Raw genomic sequence first — 16,837 nt, 5'->3', positions numbered from 1 at the left:
CCCCCCACACCAAAGTCAAACCAAACCCCTATGCCCCCCACCACACACCACACAAACCCCCACAACACAACAACAAACCACCCCACCACCCCCACACACCACAACAAAAAAGCGGACCCAACCACGCCACAACAACGCAATCAGGCCCGCCAAACACCCCAAAAAGAAACTCAGCTCACACCCATATCAGGCTGAACCGGGATGTCCACGGTCGGCAGATCACGCACGGCGCGGCGCACGGCCTTGGAGACAGCGGGGGCGACGCGCTTATCGAAGGCGCCGGGGATGATGTAGGACGGGTTGAGTTCGTCCTCGGAGATGACGGATGCGATGGCGTTTGCGGCCACGCGCAGGACCTCGGTGGTGATCTCCTTGACCTTGGCGTCGAGGAGCCCGCGGAAGAGGCCGGGGAACGCCAGGACGTTGTTGATCTGGTTCGGGTAGTCGCTGCGGCCGGTCGCGACGACGGCGGCGTACTTGCCGGCACCGATGGGGTCGACCTCGGGCGTGGGGTTGGCCAGCGCGAAGACGATGGCATCATCGGCCATCGTCTCGATGTCGGAGGGTTCGAGGATGTTGCCGTGAGAGACGCCGATGAAGACGTCAGCACCCTTGAGGACCTCCTTGAGGGAGCCGTGGACGTGGCGGGGGTTGGTCGCCTCGGCCAGGGCCTTGCGGGAGGGGTGCATGCCTTCGGTGGCGTCGCCGGACAGCGCGCCGTCGCGACCGCAGCCGATGATGTCGCGCGCGCCCTGGGCGAGCAGGAGGCGGATGATCGCGTTGCCGGCGGCACCGACGCCGGAGACGACGATGCGCACGTCTTCGATCTTCTTGTTCACGATCTTGAGCGCGTTGATGAGCGCGGAGAGAACGACGATGGCGGTGCCGTGTTGGTCGTCGTGGAAGACGGGGATGTCGAGTTCGGCGCGCAGGCGCTCTTCGATCTCGAAGCAGCGGGGTGCCGAGATGTCCTCGAGGTTGATGCCGCCGTAGGCGGGGGCGATGGCCTTGACGATGGAGATGATCTCTTCGGTGTCCTTGGTGTCCAGGACAACGGGCCAGGCGTCGACGCCGCCGAATTCCTTGAACAGGACGGCCTTGCCTTCCATGACGGGCAGGGCGGCCTCGGGTCCGATGTCACCCAGGCCGAGCACGGCGGTGCCGTCGGAGACGACCGCGACCGTGTTGGCCTTCATGGTGAGCAGGTGGGCCTTCTGAGGCATGTCGTGGATGGCGGTACACACGCGGGCGACGCCGGGCGTGTAGGCGCGGGAGAGGTCGTCGCGGTTACGCAGCGGCACCTTGGAGTGGATTTCGACCTTGCCGCCGATGTGGCTCATGAAGGTCTGGTCGGAGACGGAGTCGGCGGAGACACCGGGCAGGGAGTTGATGGCGTCGCGCACTTCGCGGCGGTGCTCGGAATCGCGCATGTCGCAGGTGAGGTCCATGGTGATGCGCCCACGGTCAGAATCGGCCACGTCGAGGCCTTTAATCTCCGCTCCGGTGGCGGAGACAGCGTCGACGATCGACGCGATCGAGGTGATCTTCTCATCCACCTCGATGCGGTATGAGGCGGTGTACGACGGCGAAGTGCGCATGTCTGTCCTTTCGTTGGGCGCCTGGCCAGGTGGCCCGGCTGTCCTCAGTTGTTCATCCTAGGGAAGTTTGGTATGACGCCGGTAGGGGAAGGTCACAACGTGGACATGAGAGAACGCTCATTGACGAGGCCGGGGTGCTCGCGCTGTTGTCCTCCCCCGGGTGGAAGCGTCGCCGGGATCGATGCGACGGGGGGCCGGGATCGCATCGATCCCGGCCCCCCGTGAGGCTCGCGAGGATAAACCTCAGGCGCCGACCATCTCCATGATCAGCTCGCGCACGCGGGCGGCGTCAGCCTGCCCGCGGGTGGCCTTCATGACCGCGCCGACGAGGGCGCCGGCCGCCTGGACCTTGCCGCCCTTGATCTTGGCGACGATGTCGGGGTGGGCGTCCAGGGCTTCCTGGACGGCCGCCGTCAGAGCACCGTCGTCGGAGACGACCTCGAGGCCTCGGGCCTCGACGACCTGCGTCGGGTCGCCTTCGCCCGCGAGGACACCCTCGAGGGCCTGGCGCGCCAGCTTGTCGTTGATGCGTCCATAGTCGATAAGACCCTGGAGCTGCGCGACCTGAGCGGGGCTGACCCCGGCCTCGTCGAGGGAGACTTCACGCTCCTTGGCGCGGCGCGAGATCTCACCCATCCACCACTTGCGGGCGGAGGCGGGATCGCAGCCAGCGGCAACCGTGGCCTCGATGAGTTCGAGGGCACCGGCGTTGATGACGTCGCGCATCTCCATGTCCGCGTACCCCCATTCGGAGCGCAGGCGGCGGCGCTTGGCGACAGGGAGTTCCGGCAGCGAGGCTCGCAGTTCCTCAACCCATGCGCGATCCGGGCGGATCGGAACCAGGTCGGGTTCGGGGAAGTAGCGGTAGTCCTCGGAATCCGACTTTTCACGGCCGGACGACGTGGAGCCGTCCTCCTCGTGGTAGTGGCGGGTCTCCTGCAGGATCGTGCCACCGTCGGCCAGGATCTGGGCCTGGCGCTGCATCTCGTAGCGCACGGCCGACGCGATACCGCGGAACGAGTTCACGTTCTTCGTCTCGGTACGCGTACCAAGAGGTGACTCGGGCGTCGGGCGCAGCGACACATTGATGTCGGCGCGCACGTTGCCGCGCTCCATGCGGGCCTCGGACACGTCGAGTGCGCGGAAGATGTCGCGCAGGGCCTGCACGTAGGCGGCGGCCACCTCGGGCGCGCGCTCGCCGGCGCCCTCAATCGGACGGGTCACGATCTCCACGAGCGGCACGCCCGCACGGTTGTAGTCCACAAGCGAGTGATCCGCGCCCTGAATGCGGCCATCAGCGCCACCGATGTGCGTGTTCTTGCCCGCGTCCTCCTCCATGTGCGCGCGCTCAATCTGCACGCGGAACATGGTGCCGTCCTCAAGCTCGACGTCGACGTACCCGTCGTGCGCGATCGGCTCGTCAGACTGAGAAGTCTGGAAGGCCTTCGTCAGGTCCGGGTAGAAGTAGTTCTTACGCGCAAACCGGCAGTACTCCGCGATCTCGCAGTTCAGGGCCAGGCCGATCTTGATAGCGTATTCAACGGCCTTGTGGTTGACGACCGGCAGGGAACCGGGCAGACCCAGCGACACGGGGGTCACGTAGGTGTTCGGGTCGCCACCAAACGCGTTGGGGGCCGCGTCGAACATCTTGGTTGTGGTGCCCAGCTCGACGTGCACCTCAATGCCGAGAACCGGGTCGAAGCGGCGGGCGGCCTCGTCGTAATCCATGAGCTCAGTCATCACTTTTCCTCCCAGTTAGCTGCGGGGCACTGGCCCGCGACGTCGTCGCTGAGCGCCTCAACCAGGGACGCCACCTTATACATGACCAGGTCGCCGCGCGCGGGGGCCAGCACCTGGAAGCCGATGGGCAGGCCCTCGGAGGACACCGCGTTGGGCACGTTCATGCCGGGGATGCCCGCCAGGTTCGCGGGGATCGTCGCGACATCGTAGAGGTACATGGCCAGCGGGTCAGAGGTCTTCTCGCCGAACTTGAAGGCCGTCTCGGGGGCCGTCGGGGACACAAGGACGTCGACCTGCTCGAACACCGCGTCGAAGTCACGCTGGATGAGCGTGCGCACTTTCTGCGCGCTGCCGTAGTAGGCGTCGTAGTAGCCGGCCGAGAGCACGTGCGTGCCCAGGATGATGCGGCGCTTGACCTCGTCACCGAAGCCGGCCTCGCGGGTGGCGGCCATGACGCGCTCGGCGGTCACGGGCCCCTCGGTGGGCTCGACGCGGATACCGTAGCGCATGCCGTCGAAGCGGGCCAGATTCGAGGAGACCTCGGCGGGCATGATCAGGTAGTAGGCACCCAGCGAGTATTCCAGGTGCGGGCAGGAGACCTCGACGATCTCAGCGCCTGCCTCGCGCAGCTTCTCAACGGTGGCGTTGAAGGCGTCGATGACGTCCTGCTGGTAGCCCTCGCCGCTCAGCTCCTTGACGACGCCGACCTTCAGGCCCTTCATGGAGCCCTGCGCGGCGACGGCCTCGACGGCCTGCGTGAGCGCGGGAACCGGCTCGTTCAGCGAGGTCGAGTCGTGGGGGTCGTAGCCGCCGATCAGCTCGGTCAGGGCGGCCGCGTCGGCGACCGTGCGGGTGACGGGGCCGATCTGGTCCAGGGACGAGGCCATGGCCACCAGGCCGTAACGCGACACCGCGCCGTAGGTGGGCTTCGCGCCGACCGTGCCGGTCACGAACGCGGGCTGGCGGATCGAGCCGCCCGTGTCGGAACCGAGGGCCAGGGGCACCATGTAGGCCGCAACAGCCGCGGCCGAGCCACCGCCGGAACCGCCGGGGATACGCTCGGTGTCCCACGGGTTCTTGGTCGCGCCGAAGGCGGAATGCTCGGTGGATGACCCCATGGCGAACTCGTCCATGTTGGTCTTGCCGACGATGGGCAGGCCAGCTTCCTTGATCTTGGTGGTGACGGTCGCGTCGTAGGGAGGCTCCCAGTCGCCCAGGATTTTCGACGCGCAGGTGGTGCGCAGGCCGCGCGTCACCACGTTGTCCTTGACGGCGATGGGCACGCCCGCCAGGCGGTGCAGGGTCTCCCCCGCTGCGCGGCGCGCGTCCACGTCGGCCGCGGTCGCCAACGCGCCCTCGCGGTCGACGGTAATGAAGGCGTTGACGCGATCCTCAATGGCGTCGATGCGATCCAGGCACGCCTGGGTCAGCTCAACGGAGGTGATCTGGCCGGCGGCCAGCATGTCCGCCAGCTCGAGGGCGCTCTTCTTCAGCAGCTCGTTCATCAGTCTTCCCCCAGAATCTGCGGAACCAGGAACATACCGTCCTGCGCGGCGGGTGCCTGAGCGAGTACCTCGTCGCGGTCCACGGTCTGCCCGACCTCGTCCTCGCGCCACACGTTGGTCAGCGGAATCGGGTGGGACGTGGCGGGAACCTCAGGTGTGGCAACCTCCGACACCTTCGAGACAGCGTCCGCGATTGCGTCAAGTTCACCCGCGAAACGCGTGATTTCCTCGTCGGTCAATGCGATATGGGCCAGACCCGCGACGCGGGCGACCTCGTCAGTACTAATGCGTGACATGTGTGGCATCCTACCCGTATGACCTTTTCACAGCGACGCCAACTCACCAGACAGACGTGGTCTGTGGTCAAAAAAGTAGGTCTTGCGGTGGCTGCCGCCCAGGCGGCGGCTATCGTGACCGTTCATGCGATTGACCGCATGCGCACCGCCCGTATTCCCGGCGGCGTGCACGGTTTCCCGACGCTACCTCCCGCCGACACACCAATCGGCAACACCGTGGCACGCACGTACACGGAGGGAACCTCCCTGTACGCGGACATGCTGGAGGCTATTGAAGGGGCGACGCATCACATTTATTTCGAGACTTTCATTTGGCGCTCTGACTACTGGGGGAAGCGGTTCAAGAATGCGCTGCTAGCGGCCGCGGAGCGCGGTGTCGAGGTGTTTTGCGTGTGGGACGGTTTCGGCGTCCTGAACCAGGATCCGCGTTTTTACCAGTTCCCTGACATGCCGAACCTGCACGTGCGTAAGTTCCCGACCCTGCGGTCGGGTTTCTTTACGCTCAATATTCGCCGCACGGGCCAGGATCACCGCAAGATCCTGGTAGTCGACGGCAACGTCGGCTTCGTAGGTGGCTACAACATCGGCGATCCCTTCGCGAACGAGTGGCGTGACACGCACGTGCGTATTACAGGCGAAGCCGTGTGGGAGCTGGAGAACGGTTTCGTTGATTTCTGGAACCATTTCCGGCCCGTTGCTTCTCCGTTTTTGCCCGATCAGGGTGCGCGCGCGTGGAGCGCGGACGTGACCGCGCAGTTCAACCTGCCGCATTCGCTGCTCTATCCGATTCGGGGCATGTATATTGACGCGATTGAGCGAGCGACGGATCGCGTGCTGATTACGACGGCATATTTCATTCCGGATCACGAGGTTTTGGTGTCCCTGATTGCCGCCGCGCGCCGGGGCGTTCGCGTCCAGGTTTTGATCCCAGAGTTTTCGAATCACATCATGGCGGACTGGGTGGCGCGCCCCTACTACGGAGAGCTGTTGCGCGAGGGCGTAGAGATCTGGCTCTACCAACACGCGATGGTGCACTCGAAGACGATGACGGTGGATGGACGTTGGTCGACGATTGGCACGGCGAACATTGATCGCCTGTCGATGCGTGGCAATTACGAGGTCTGCCTGCAGTTCTATTCACGTGAGCTGGCCGCGCGCATGGAGGAGATTTTCGCGAACGACCTGACGACGGCCCGCCGCTTGACGATTGACGAGTGGGAGAAGCGCTCGTGGCTCACCCGCGTCGGCGAGGTGCTCCTGGGTCCCTTCGAACCCCTGGTCTGAGCACCTAGCGTTTAGCCGCCACCTAATCAACGCCCAACTCAACACGAGCAGCTAGCCTTCATCGGCTTTTTCCTCGGCCTTCGTGTCCTCCTGCCGAGCCTCGATCTCATAGTCCTCGGCAAGCCTAGAAAGGAGGGCAGCCGTACGCGGCCACCGCAAAGTCATACACCGAGAAAACTCACGGTACTTATTCACCAGGCACCACTCCGGAACACCACCAATGTAGTCCCGGCGAGTACCTCTGCTATCGCGATTATAGCACCGGGTGGAAATTCCACGTTCAAGAACCGAACTCTTCATGTGCTCGATAACAGAACGCACTGCTTCAGCTGGCCACATACCATCTGCACCATCAGGACTGCTCGCGAGCACGTAACCCAAATAAAGTTCCGACTTCTCTGCAGAGACATACCCAACGAGCTTCTTCTGTACAGCCTCAACCCATCCCATAAGGAAAGATGAATCGACAGTTCCATCTTCTTGGAGTCCAGGAATAATTTGCCACCAACAGATAATCTCATTAAAGTGCAACTGCACTTCGAAGTCTTCCCTTTCTTCACATACTGCATCTACCATAGCGATGATGCATTCAGCAAAATAATCCGGCTCATACCCGAAATAACGATACAAAGCACGCAATGATTCAAGACCGTAGCCGCGACACGAAAATAGCAATTCGAGTCTGGGCAAGTCCGAATGATCAGGAACCATGGACTCTAAGAAAGAAAACAGCTCAACGACTACGTCATGAAATAAAATACACCTATCGCGCTCAACTGTGACTAGCAGCATAGAAAGTGCTCGAAAAATATTTGCAGCATCAGGACCTTCTCCCACACTAAGCATGAGCGAAAGAAGCTCGACTACCTGAGCAACACAGCCAAATTCTAAAAGCTCATCTAGCACACAAGCTCTCTGTTGCTCATCAATTTCAAACAAGTTTACGTGCTTCAAAAACGCGACACGTAACTCGAATTCTAACCCTGACACAAGCTCAAGCATCTTTTCATCACAAGGCAATGATGCGACAAATACGCACTTACTTTCCGGACTGAGAGAGTTGCCTTCAAGGAAGCCAATCACCCAAGGGGCACCATCTCTCCTGGCTTTATGAAGCACATACGAGGAAGCTGCTGAACGTAAATTCAACGAGCTCTCTCCGAACCACGACAAAATTAGCGCCTCAGGGCACGAATTCAGCCCAGCGAGACATTCGCCAATACACGCAGCATTATTCGTAGCATCCACGAGAACACGCAGACTTTCTCCACCTTCACGCATAGTCACACTTAACGCGGCTTCACGTTCGACCCACAAGGTCTCCTGAAAGCCCTCATCCTTATAAAACAGTCCTCGAACGCACAAGCGTTCCGGTCGGCCAAACAACCAGGCATACCTTCGCGGATCAGCCTGGGGCTCAAGAAATTCGACAACTTCAGAGAGGGTTTTAAAACCTCCCCAACTCAACAACCGATCCCTACACTGACGAACATGACGATCTAACATTAGAGCGTGAAGGTACGACCAACACTCAAACTGCTGATCAGCATCAAATCGACCAGAAAGAAAACACGCCTTAAATTCATCCAATACAAACTTTCGGTCACAAGGTTCAAGTCTTTCCAAGAGATGAAGCAGAGACAGCCAACAGTGCGCATGCTTACGGAGATAATTGACAATGACCATAAGCAGCCCTTTCTGCCGAACAGCAAATTCCGCATCGTCGGAGCCATTTTGAAGAGTTACCCATTCACGATAGATTGGTTCAAACGGATGCGCCGACCAAAAGTCCCGAAACAATACTCGACCAACAAGAAGGTCAAATAACTTTGAACAGCTTTCGAACACACGCTCCATAATATATTGAGCATCGCCCTCACCAATTATAGAAATGCGATCATGACCTACTAGAGCTAACGCAAACTGATCAGCTATGTGTTCAAGTTCCTCCCTTGAACAATCGAACTGACTGAGCTCCGCTATCAACAGCGCCGCTCTAGCAGCATACTCATTCGACCAGCATAAACACTGCAGCGCTGCAACTACACGCTCTAGTCGATTGGGCGAACTCCAGCCCACTACTGACGAACAACATATAAGTTTCTCCACCAAAGGCTTCGAGAGACGCAAGTCTTTTTCCAAGACTGTCAAGAATAGTGAAGGTTGCGCTTCCGCAATGTACGGCAATACATAATTTAGCCGCGACAAATCAGCGCCACTTTTTTCATTGAAAGCTCTAGTCAGAAGCATTTCAACAACATGTTGCAGATGAGTTCGAACTTGCATCAGTTCCAATCCCTCACTATTAGTGACCTGCGCTATGAGAGCAAGAGACTTTGCCACACACGTCATTAGCGTCCAGGAGCTCGCTTGCTTATCCCTTTCCTGCCCGACTTGCACAGGACTATCGCATGCGAACATCCCATGTTTAATTAAGAGAGACTTTATTAGCAGTTTGTCCCAGCGGTCTAAATGTTCTGGAGACAACCTGCGCAAGAGTTGAGCAGCCGCATCAATCGGATCAACCAGACACCAACGACTACCGGATTGGATAAATGGATGATCGTCTGGATACTCCTCCTGCACTTGCTGCAGCAGACGAGTAATTTCACCATAGCTCAATTTTAGAAATGCAGATATTACTTCACGATCTTTTGTGTTCTGCTCTTCCCAGCCTCCCACTAAAACGAGCGCCGCAAGATACTTTGCAACAGATTCATCCTTCACCCATCCAGGTCTTCGCCTTGCTGGATCCAACGATATTTTTCTATAAAATGCTCCCATACCACGACGCGCCAAAGCACTTAGCCTATCTGCCTCAAGATAGTCCACTTCAGCCAAAGTGAGTAGTTTAGCTGATGCTATACGGTCTATCTTAGGAAGAATAATCGTCACGCTACCACTTCGAACACTTTCACCTTCATTCAGTACACGAATTATCCGATGACGATTCTTCTTTCCTATACCAATATCCGGGCCTTCAAACATTGGGATCATGATGAGAGATTCGGTTTGAGTCGCGAGATGATACCAAGCTTCCTTGTTAGATACGACGAGGGTTCTTTCAAGAGCAGCAGAGTCTGTTTCAATAAGAGCTGCAAAGCAAAATGCGAGCGCATCATTACGCCATGTGGCCTGAACAGCAGGAACAATTTGCTCGTCACTCAAGAGCGTCATAAGCTGTTTCAATTCGCTTTCCCGTCCCACTACATGGAACGCTGGAGGCACTTTGATACTACAATTCCCGCGGATTCCCTCCCACCACGACGTGAGCGTTTGTGCACCTGAAACTGGTTTTCCAAGTTTCTCACTAAGCCAGTAATGGACAGCCGGTGTTGATTGAAGCCAACCTTCTAGCCGATGCGCATCGAAGGCTTCTACCGATGCAAATTTGTTTTCGCTGCTTCGTCGCTTTGCCCACTCAGTAGCTCCGGCCCAGTTTCGGGGCGTAGCAAAGACAAAGATTTCGTCAGATTTTTCGACGTTTTGTGCGGCTCGCTTGTTGTAATCTTCGTCGGCCTTGGTTTTCGGTTGCTTGTTCGTACCGAATTCAAAGCTAAGCTTGCCCTTGGGCAAGAATGATGAACCGTCTGACGTTGCCGTTCCATCCCACCCTGGGGCTGCGGTTCCTTCATGAGCCCGAATGTTGATGTTCGAGACGCCCGGTGTCTGCGCAAGCAGTCTCCGCATGAGCTCGGGGAAGACCCCCTTTGATTCTAGGGTGTCGGCCCAGCGATCCAAATCTAGCGCGTTGACCAAGAGCGGGTTGCTATCCATATCAGCAACCTACACCGGCACTGCTTCATTTGGTGTCTAATCAGGCAGCGGTGTGAAACTATACTGCCGTCATCAATCTGTCAGTCCCAACCCCAGCCCCGGCCTCGTTACAGGCCGACGGCCGCCAGGCCTCCCTCGAGGAGGTCCGCAAACTGCTGCTCGGTGATGACGGGGACGCCCAGGGCCTCGGCCTTCGCGGCCTTCGACCCCGCACCGGGACCTGCGACGACGAGCGAAGTCTTCTTCGAGACGGAACCCGCGGCCTTGCCTCCGCGCGACGTAATCGCCTCCTTGGTACCCTCGCGGTCGTAGCCGGGCATCGCGCCCGAGACGACGATGGTGAGGCCCGCGAGCACTTCCGAGGCCGGTTCGGGCGCTTCATCGGCCATGCGCACGCCGGCGCGCGCCCACGCCTCGAGCACCTCCAGGTGCCAGTCGACCGTGAACCAGTCGCGCAGGGAGCGTCCGATTTCCTCGCCCACGCCCTCGACGGCGGACAGCTCCTCGACCGAGGCGGCGCGCAGGGCGTCCATCGAGCGGAAGGTATCCGCGAGCGCGCGGGCCGCCGTGGGGCCGACGTGGCGGATGGACAGGGCGACGAGGACGCGCGCGAGGGGCTGGCTCTTGGCCTTGTCCAGCTCGGCGAGCATTTTCTCGGTGCCCTTGGAGGCGGTAGGCTCAATGGGCTCGAAGACGGTCTGGCCGCGTAGCTTGCGGGGCTTGTAGGCCTTGGTCCAGAAGTAGCGGACTTGCTTCCAGTCTCCGGTTTCCTCGCCCTTCTTTTTCACGGGCTTCCACACCATGACGTCGCGCAGGTCCTCGGCGCGCAGGTCGAAGAGCGCGGCCTCGGTGCGCAGGACGGGGGCCTGCGGGGCGGGCAGGAGTTCTTCGGCGCGGGTGATCTGCTCGCCGTGGGGCAGCTCGCGAGCGCCCTCGAGAGCGAGGACGGTGCCGTCCTCCAGCGTGACACTGTGGCCGGCAACCAGGGCGGCGGCCACCTCGTCGCGGTCATTGTCGGGCTGTGTCATCGCCAGGGCGGACTCGTCGCCGAGGCCCTCGACGTCCAGGGCGCTGCGCGCGCCGACGTGAGCGAGGCGCTCGGTGATCTGTGCGGGGCAGGCACCCTTGTTGGGGCAGCGCAGGTCGACGTCGCCTTCCTTCTCCTGCACGAGGGGGGTCCCGCAGGAGGGGCACTGCGTGGGCATGACGAAGGGGCGTTCGGAGCCGTTGCGCGCGTCCTCGACGGGGGCGACGATCTCGGGGATGACGTCGCCGGCCTTACGCAGGACGACGAGGTCGCCGATGAGCACGCCCTTGCGGGCGACTTCCTGGGCGTTGTGCAGGGTCGCGCGCGCGACATTCGAGCCTGCGACCAGCACGGATTCCATGACGCCGTAGGGGGTCACGCGGCCCGTGCGGCCCACTTGCACGCGGATGTCGAGCAGACGCGTGTGTACTTCCTCGGGCGGAAACTTGTAGGCGGCGGCCCAGCGTGGCGTGCGCGAGGTGGAGCCGAGAGAGCGTTGGAGGGACAGGTCGTTGATCTTGACGACGACGCCGTCGATCTCGTGGACGAGGCCGTGGCGGTCCGCGCCGATCTCGGCGATGCGCTCCTCGATGGCCTTTCGGCCCGTCAGCAGGCGAGTGTAGGGCGAGACGGGCAGGCCCCACTCGCGCAGTTGCTCGTACCAGCCCATTTGGGTGGTCGGCTCGGTGAACTCATCCCCGGCCTCGACGAAGCCGATGCCGTGGGCGACCATCGCGAGGGGGCGTTTGGCGGTCTCAGCGGGGTCTTTTTGGCGCAGGGAGCCGGCGGCGGCGTTGCGCGCGTTGACGAAGGTCTTTTCCCCGGCCTCGACGCGGGCCTCGTTGAAGGCTGCGAAGTCGGCGACCGGGAAGTAGACTTCGCCGCGCACCTCGATGCGGGCGGGGGCGGTACCGGTGAGGGTCTGCGGGATCGAGGCGATGGTCCGCGCGTTGGCGGTGACGTCTTCGCCGACGTAGCCGTCGCCTCGGGTCGCGGCGCGCACGAGGCTGCCGTTCTCGTAGAGGAGGTTGATGGAGAGCCCATCGACCTTCACCTCGGTCGTCATCTCCAGGTCGGTGATGCTGGTGGCCTCGGCCATTCGGGTCTCCCACCCGGCAAGTTCCTCGAGGGAGAACACATCGTCGAGGGACATCATCTGGGCGAGGTGGCGCACCTCGGAGAAGCCGGAGTCGACGCTGCCGCCCACGCTCATCGTGGGCGAGTCGGCACCGCGTAGCTGCGGATAGCGTTCCTCGATCTCTTCGACCTCGCGATACATGCGGTCGTAGTCCGCGTCCGCGAGGGTCGGCGAATCGCGGTCGTAGTAGGCGGCACGCGCCTCCTCGATGCGCGTCACCAGGTCGTTGTAGCGGTCGCGAGTCGTCTCGAACGTGTCGTCATGCATGGGGTCCATTCTTGCATTTCGCAGCTGTCTCGGTCGGTGTTCGGAACGCTCACGAGCGTCGCCGGTGGCGTTATCCACACCCTCGCGCGCCTGGAGCACTTATCCACAGGGGCCTCGCGTGTCGCGCCGCTATCCACAGGGGTCGCGCCGCCGCTTGAAGATGCGCGGGCGCGGCGGGATCGTGGAGGTATGAGCGACAGCAAATGCCTGGCACGCGCGGCCCTGCGCACCGACCTGCACCTGGCGTGCGTCGACGGACCCGACGTCGGCCTCGTTCTCGCGCCGGGCACCCTGGGCAGAGCCGGAGACGTCCCCCTGTCCTGCGCGAGCATCGCCCGCGAGCACGCCGAGTTTTCCACGCGAGGTGGGCGCGCCTGCCTGCACGCGTCTCCTGACACGTCGCCCATCCGGGTGCGCACACGAATGCGCGGATGGCACCGACTTCGCGGACGCAAACGGCTCGCCCCGGGCAGGCGCGTCCGCCTGGGAGGAGACACTCTCGAGGTGCGAGGCCGCCCCCGGGCACTCACGTGGCCGGGCATTGATCGACGAGGCCGTGGTGTCTTCTCAGGATCCTCTCTCCTGCGCGGGGCACCCCTCGTCTCCCTCGTCGTCATGGGCGGCCTCATGGCCTGGCGCCTGCACACCTTGTCCGCGTCCCCGCGAGTGCTCTGGACGCTTGCCGGGGTCGCCGCGGCCATCGCCTGCATCGTGGTGGTCGTAATGGTCCTGCGTGCACGCAGGCGTCGGCGAGGATGGGACGGGGCCGCGCTCGCCCTCCTCCTTGCCTCGCTGCCTGCCACGGGTGAGCCTACGCGCATCCCGAGGGCCGCCGTCTGGCCGGGGCGAGCGACGCGGCTCGGGCGTCGCGTGATCCTGGCTGCCACGTCGTCATCCTCCCAGCCGGGTGACGCCGCGTCGCTGGGCATCGTGGGAGAGTACGGTGCCGAGTGCGCGCTGTGGTGCGCGGGGCAGGTGGCCGCGCAGCTTGGCGGGGCGCGCGTCTGGTGGCGCTCCCACTCCCCCGTACTGCTGGGATACCCGGCGCTCGACATCCACGTGACCGGGGAGGATGAATGCCCGTACTGCGCCCGCGGCAGGGTGAACGACAAGGCGGCCTCCGCCCTACACATCGGCTACGCGGTGCACGTTGCCGAGCTGCCCTCGTGGTGCGCCCGCGTGTGCGTCACCGATGAGCGGCCAGTCTCCACGCGCTGGTGGTGGACTGTGACACGAACGACCAATGAGGACACGCTGCCCGAGCGCGTCGACTGGGACCCGGATGCTGCCCGCGGACACTCGGGCACGCTCAGCGTCGTCATCGGCCGCTCCGAGGCGGGACCCGTCGAATTAGACCTCGTCACGGACGGCCCCCACGCCCTCATCGCCGGTTGCACGGGCTCAGGCAAGTCGGAGGCGTTGCTCGGCTGGCTCGCCTCCATCGCGCACTGCTATTCGCCCGCATGCGTGCGTTTCATCCTCATCGATTACAAGGGCGGCTCCACCTTCGCGCGCCTGGCGGACCTCCCCCACACGCAGGCACTGCTCACCGACCTGGACGCGGGGGCCACGTCGCGTGCCCTGGACGGAATTGCCTCGGTCCTGGCACGGCGTGAAGCGGCGCTGAGCGATCTGGGCGTGCCGGATCTGACGGCCTGGGAGCGCACATACGAGGAGGATCCCGCCCGCACTCCACAACCTCCCCCGCGCCTCGTCATCGCCATCGACGAGTTCCGTGTCCTGGCCGACACCCACCCGTCCTCGATGGACGTCCTGCTGCGTCTGGCCGCTCAGGGCCGCAGCCTCGGCCTGCACCTGATCGCCGCGACGCAGCGCCCGTCGGGGGCGATCAACGCCTCGATGCGCGCCAACATGGACATTCGTTTGGCGCTGCGATGCGTGAGTGCGCCCGACTCCACGGATATCCTGGGCGATGCCCGGGCCTCGTCCCTGCCCCGTGTCCCCGGGCGCGCAGTACTCGCGGGAGTGGGCACGCTCCAGCTGTCTTACATGGCCGACGTCGCCGCGGTTGTGTCCGAGTGCGCGGCGCGCTGGCCCGCCGCGAGCGCCGCCCCACTGTGGGCGCCTGCGCTCCCGGGTTCTCTCACGTGGACTCAGATCGACGAGGCCTGGGCGGAGCAGGGCGGAAACGGCGGCGCTGCGCCGGTGTCCGTCGTTCTTGGACTGGTTGAGGGCATCGAGTCTCATTCGCCGCTGGTGTGGGAGGGAGGCTCTGTCCAGATCCAGACGAGCGCCCACGAGGCGGCGTTGGCATCTCAATGGGCGCGCTCGATTGCTGCGAGGATCGCAGGGGCAAGTCGGCTGCCTCTGCACGTCATCGGGGACGAGGCAGTCCCTGGCGCTTCCTCGCGGCTTTCCCCGCGTGACCTGGGTGCCATCGACCTCGTCGAGGGGATCCGTGCGCACGGCCCCGCGGTGCTAGCGATTTCGGATGTGACTGCTCTGCGCTCGTCCCTGGCGCAGGCACTGTCACTCCCCCAGGCTGAGGAACTCTGGTCATCGCTGCTGACGGGCGCCGCTCGGTCCGGCATCATCCTCGTTGCGGCGTTCTCCGGACGTTTCACGTCCTCGTCGGCTGCCATGGGGGCTTTCTCAATGCGGCTCGTGCGCGCCAGGGACGCCGACGAGGCCCTGCACGCCGGGATCCAGCCGAGTAGCCTGCGTTCCCTCGGGGAAGCCCATGCGCTGTTGGCCCGCCCAGGCGAGGAGACGGCCCTCGCATGCGTCCCCATCGATCCTCCGCCCACAGGAGTTTCCCAAGACACCGATAGCGCCTGTCATGCGTGGCGGATTCCCTCCCCTCAGGAGGCTGCAGCGTTGGTCAGTAATACCTCCGCCCCGGCCCTCATCGGCCCCGAGTATGAACCCATCCGGTGGGCAACAGACAAACCCTGGGTGATTATCGGAGAACCCTCCAACGTGCGCGTCGTCGAGGCCCTCCATGCCGCGCACGGCTGGCCCACCCCCACAATTGCCGAGATTATTCCAGAGAACGCATGGACCAGAATTGTGCGCCGCGACGCTCACCGCATGCTCGCACTCAACCCCTCGGACAACGTCATGCGAGGACTCATGCGCACGAGCCGCAGGTACCCGCTATCGATTGCAGCACACCCATGGAATCCCACCTGCGGGCTCATCTGGGAGGATGATACCCTGACAACGATCCAACTGACCGTAGGGTCAGTTAACACCTAAGTCCCAGCTTTTTCGCCGAGCGTGACTAGACGCATAGTGACCTCTCCACACGAATTGTTCAGACATCTTGCGCATCTACCACGACTGGCGGACACTGACAGACGACTACACGAAGTCCCTACAGCACACGGTAACGCAAGGAGAACACACATGGATTGGCGCAGCAAGGCGGCTTGCCTGACAGTCGACCCCGAACTCTTCTTCCCCATCGGGAACACGGGGCCCGCCATCAGCCAGGTGGCCGAAGCGAAAGCCGTGTGCCGCGAATGCGACGTCAAGGGCATCTGTCTGCAGTGGGCAATCGACAATAACCAGGACTCGGGCGTCTGGGGCGGCATGAGCGAAGAAGAACGCCGCTCGCTCAAACGCCGCGCCGCGCGTGCACGACGCGCAGGCTGCTGAAAACACCGCGACCATACACCGCACGAAGGCCGGGAATCCACGACGGATCCCCGGCCTCGTTCGTTCCCGCGCCCCCGCGTCAGGCGGGATCGAGGTTAACCCACAGCGTCACGAGCGTGCCGCCACCCTCGCGGGGTGCCCACTCGATAGAGCCACGCAGCTCGCCGCGCACCATCTGGTGAACGATCTGCGTGCCCAAGCCACTCATGGGCGTTCCCGGCACGAAGCCGACACCGTCATCTGCGACAGTGACCTTCATGGACAGGCCCTCACGCTGGGCGCACACCTCGATACGACCGTCACGGTCGGCCAGGCCATGCTCGACCGAGTTGGCGACCAGCTCGTTGAGAACGGTCGCCAGCGCCTGGGCCTGATCGGCGGAAATCGTCCCAAAGTTGCCGGTCGTAATGACCTCGACGCCATGATCCGTGGACGCTATCGCGCCAGCCATGCGCACGCTCGTGCGGGCGACCTCGTCGAAGTCGACGGACTCGTCGACGTTCTGGGTCAGCGCAGCGTGCACGGTCGCGATGGCCTGGACGCGACGCTCGGCCTCCGCGAGTGCCCCCCTGCCGGGGTCCTCA

Annotated in this window: 10 protein-coding genes; 3 read left to right on the top strand and 7 right to left on the bottom strand. The window is 62.7% G+C overall.

From position 1 onward, the window contains the following. Positions 1-170 precede the first annotated feature (170 nt). From QZ149_RS08685 to gatC, 4 genes are all read right to left on the bottom strand, one after another. Positions 171-1,598 carry an NAD-dependent malic enzyme gene (locus QZ149_RS08685; protein ID WP_291451003.1) on the bottom strand — a complete coding sequence of 476 codons (1,428 nt, stop codon included), beginning with the start codon at positions 1,596-1,598 and terminating at the stop codon, positions 171-173. A 243-nt stretch (positions 1,599-1,841) separates the two neighbouring features. After that, positions 1,842-3,338, bottom strand: a complete 1,497-nt coding sequence (gene gatB, locus QZ149_RS08680; RefSeq protein WP_291451002.1) for an Asp-tRNA(Asn)/Glu-tRNA(Gln) amidotransferase subunit GatB — start codon at positions 3,336-3,338, stop codon at positions 1,842-1,844. Further along, entirely contained in the window at positions 3,338-4,843 is a 1,506-nt protein-coding gene (gene gatA / locus QZ149_RS08675; protein WP_291451000.1) for an Asp-tRNA(Asn)/Glu-tRNA(Gln) amidotransferase subunit GatA, read from the bottom strand. The genes gatB and gatA overlap by 1 nt, the downstream gene beginning before the upstream one ends. Further along, complete coding sequence (gene gatC, locus QZ149_RS08670; RefSeq protein WP_060567638.1) at positions 4,843-5,139, bottom strand: Asp-tRNA(Asn)/Glu-tRNA(Gln) amidotransferase subunit GatC; 297 nt, start codon at positions 5,137-5,139, stop codon at positions 4,843-4,845. The genes gatA and gatC overlap by 1 nt, the downstream gene beginning before the upstream one ends. A gap of 18 nt (positions 5,140-5,157) precedes the next feature. Between gatC and QZ149_RS08665 the strand changes: the two genes are divergently transcribed. Beyond that, entirely contained in the window at positions 5,158-6,423 is a 1,266-nt protein-coding gene (locus tag QZ149_RS08665; protein ID WP_291450998.1) for a phospholipase D-like domain-containing protein, read from the top strand. A 51-nt stretch (positions 6,424-6,474) separates the two neighbouring features. On the opposite strand, the gene QZ149_RS08660 is transcribed toward QZ149_RS08665, so the two are convergent. Both QZ149_RS08660 and ligA read right to left on the bottom strand, forming a co-directional pair. Then, complete coding sequence (locus QZ149_RS08660; protein ID WP_291450996.1) at positions 6,475-10,200, bottom strand: hypothetical protein; 3,726 nt, start codon at positions 10,198-10,200, stop codon at positions 6,475-6,477. 107 nt (positions 10,201-10,307) lie between these two features. Further along, positions 10,308-12,641, bottom strand: a complete 2,334-nt coding sequence (gene ligA, locus QZ149_RS08655) for an NAD-dependent DNA ligase LigA (RefSeq protein ID WP_291450994.1) — start codon at positions 12,639-12,641, stop codon at positions 10,308-10,310. Between the two features lie 180 nt (positions 12,642-12,821). Here ligA and QZ149_RS08650 point away from each other — a divergent pair, with 180 nt between their 5' ends. Together QZ149_RS08650 and QZ149_RS08645 are read left to right on the top strand one after the other, a co-directional pair. Further along, complete coding sequence (locus QZ149_RS08650; protein WP_291450993.1) at positions 12,822-15,851, top strand: FtsK/SpoIIIE domain-containing protein; 3,030 nt, start codon at positions 12,822-12,824, stop codon at positions 15,849-15,851. A gap of 150 nt (positions 15,852-16,001) precedes the next feature. Beyond that, complete coding sequence (locus QZ149_RS08645; protein WP_009647677.1) at positions 16,002-16,253, top strand: WhiB family transcriptional regulator; 252 nt, start codon at positions 16,002-16,004, stop codon at positions 16,251-16,253. 79 nt (positions 16,254-16,332) lie between these two features. On the opposite strand, the gene QZ149_RS08640 is transcribed toward QZ149_RS08645, so the two are convergent. Beyond that, the coding region (locus QZ149_RS08640; protein ID WP_291450991.1) for a sensor histidine kinase at positions 16,333-16,837 on the bottom strand (505 nt) is incomplete at its 5' end.

Source organism: Actinomyces sp. ICM47, from assembly GCF_905369875.1.
In the GTDB taxonomy this organism is placed as follows: domain Bacteria; phylum Actinomycetota; class Actinomycetes; order Actinomycetales; family Actinomycetaceae; genus Pauljensenia.
Note: the sequence above shows the minus strand (reverse complement) of the source record. Positions and strands in the feature narration are given on the sequence as shown.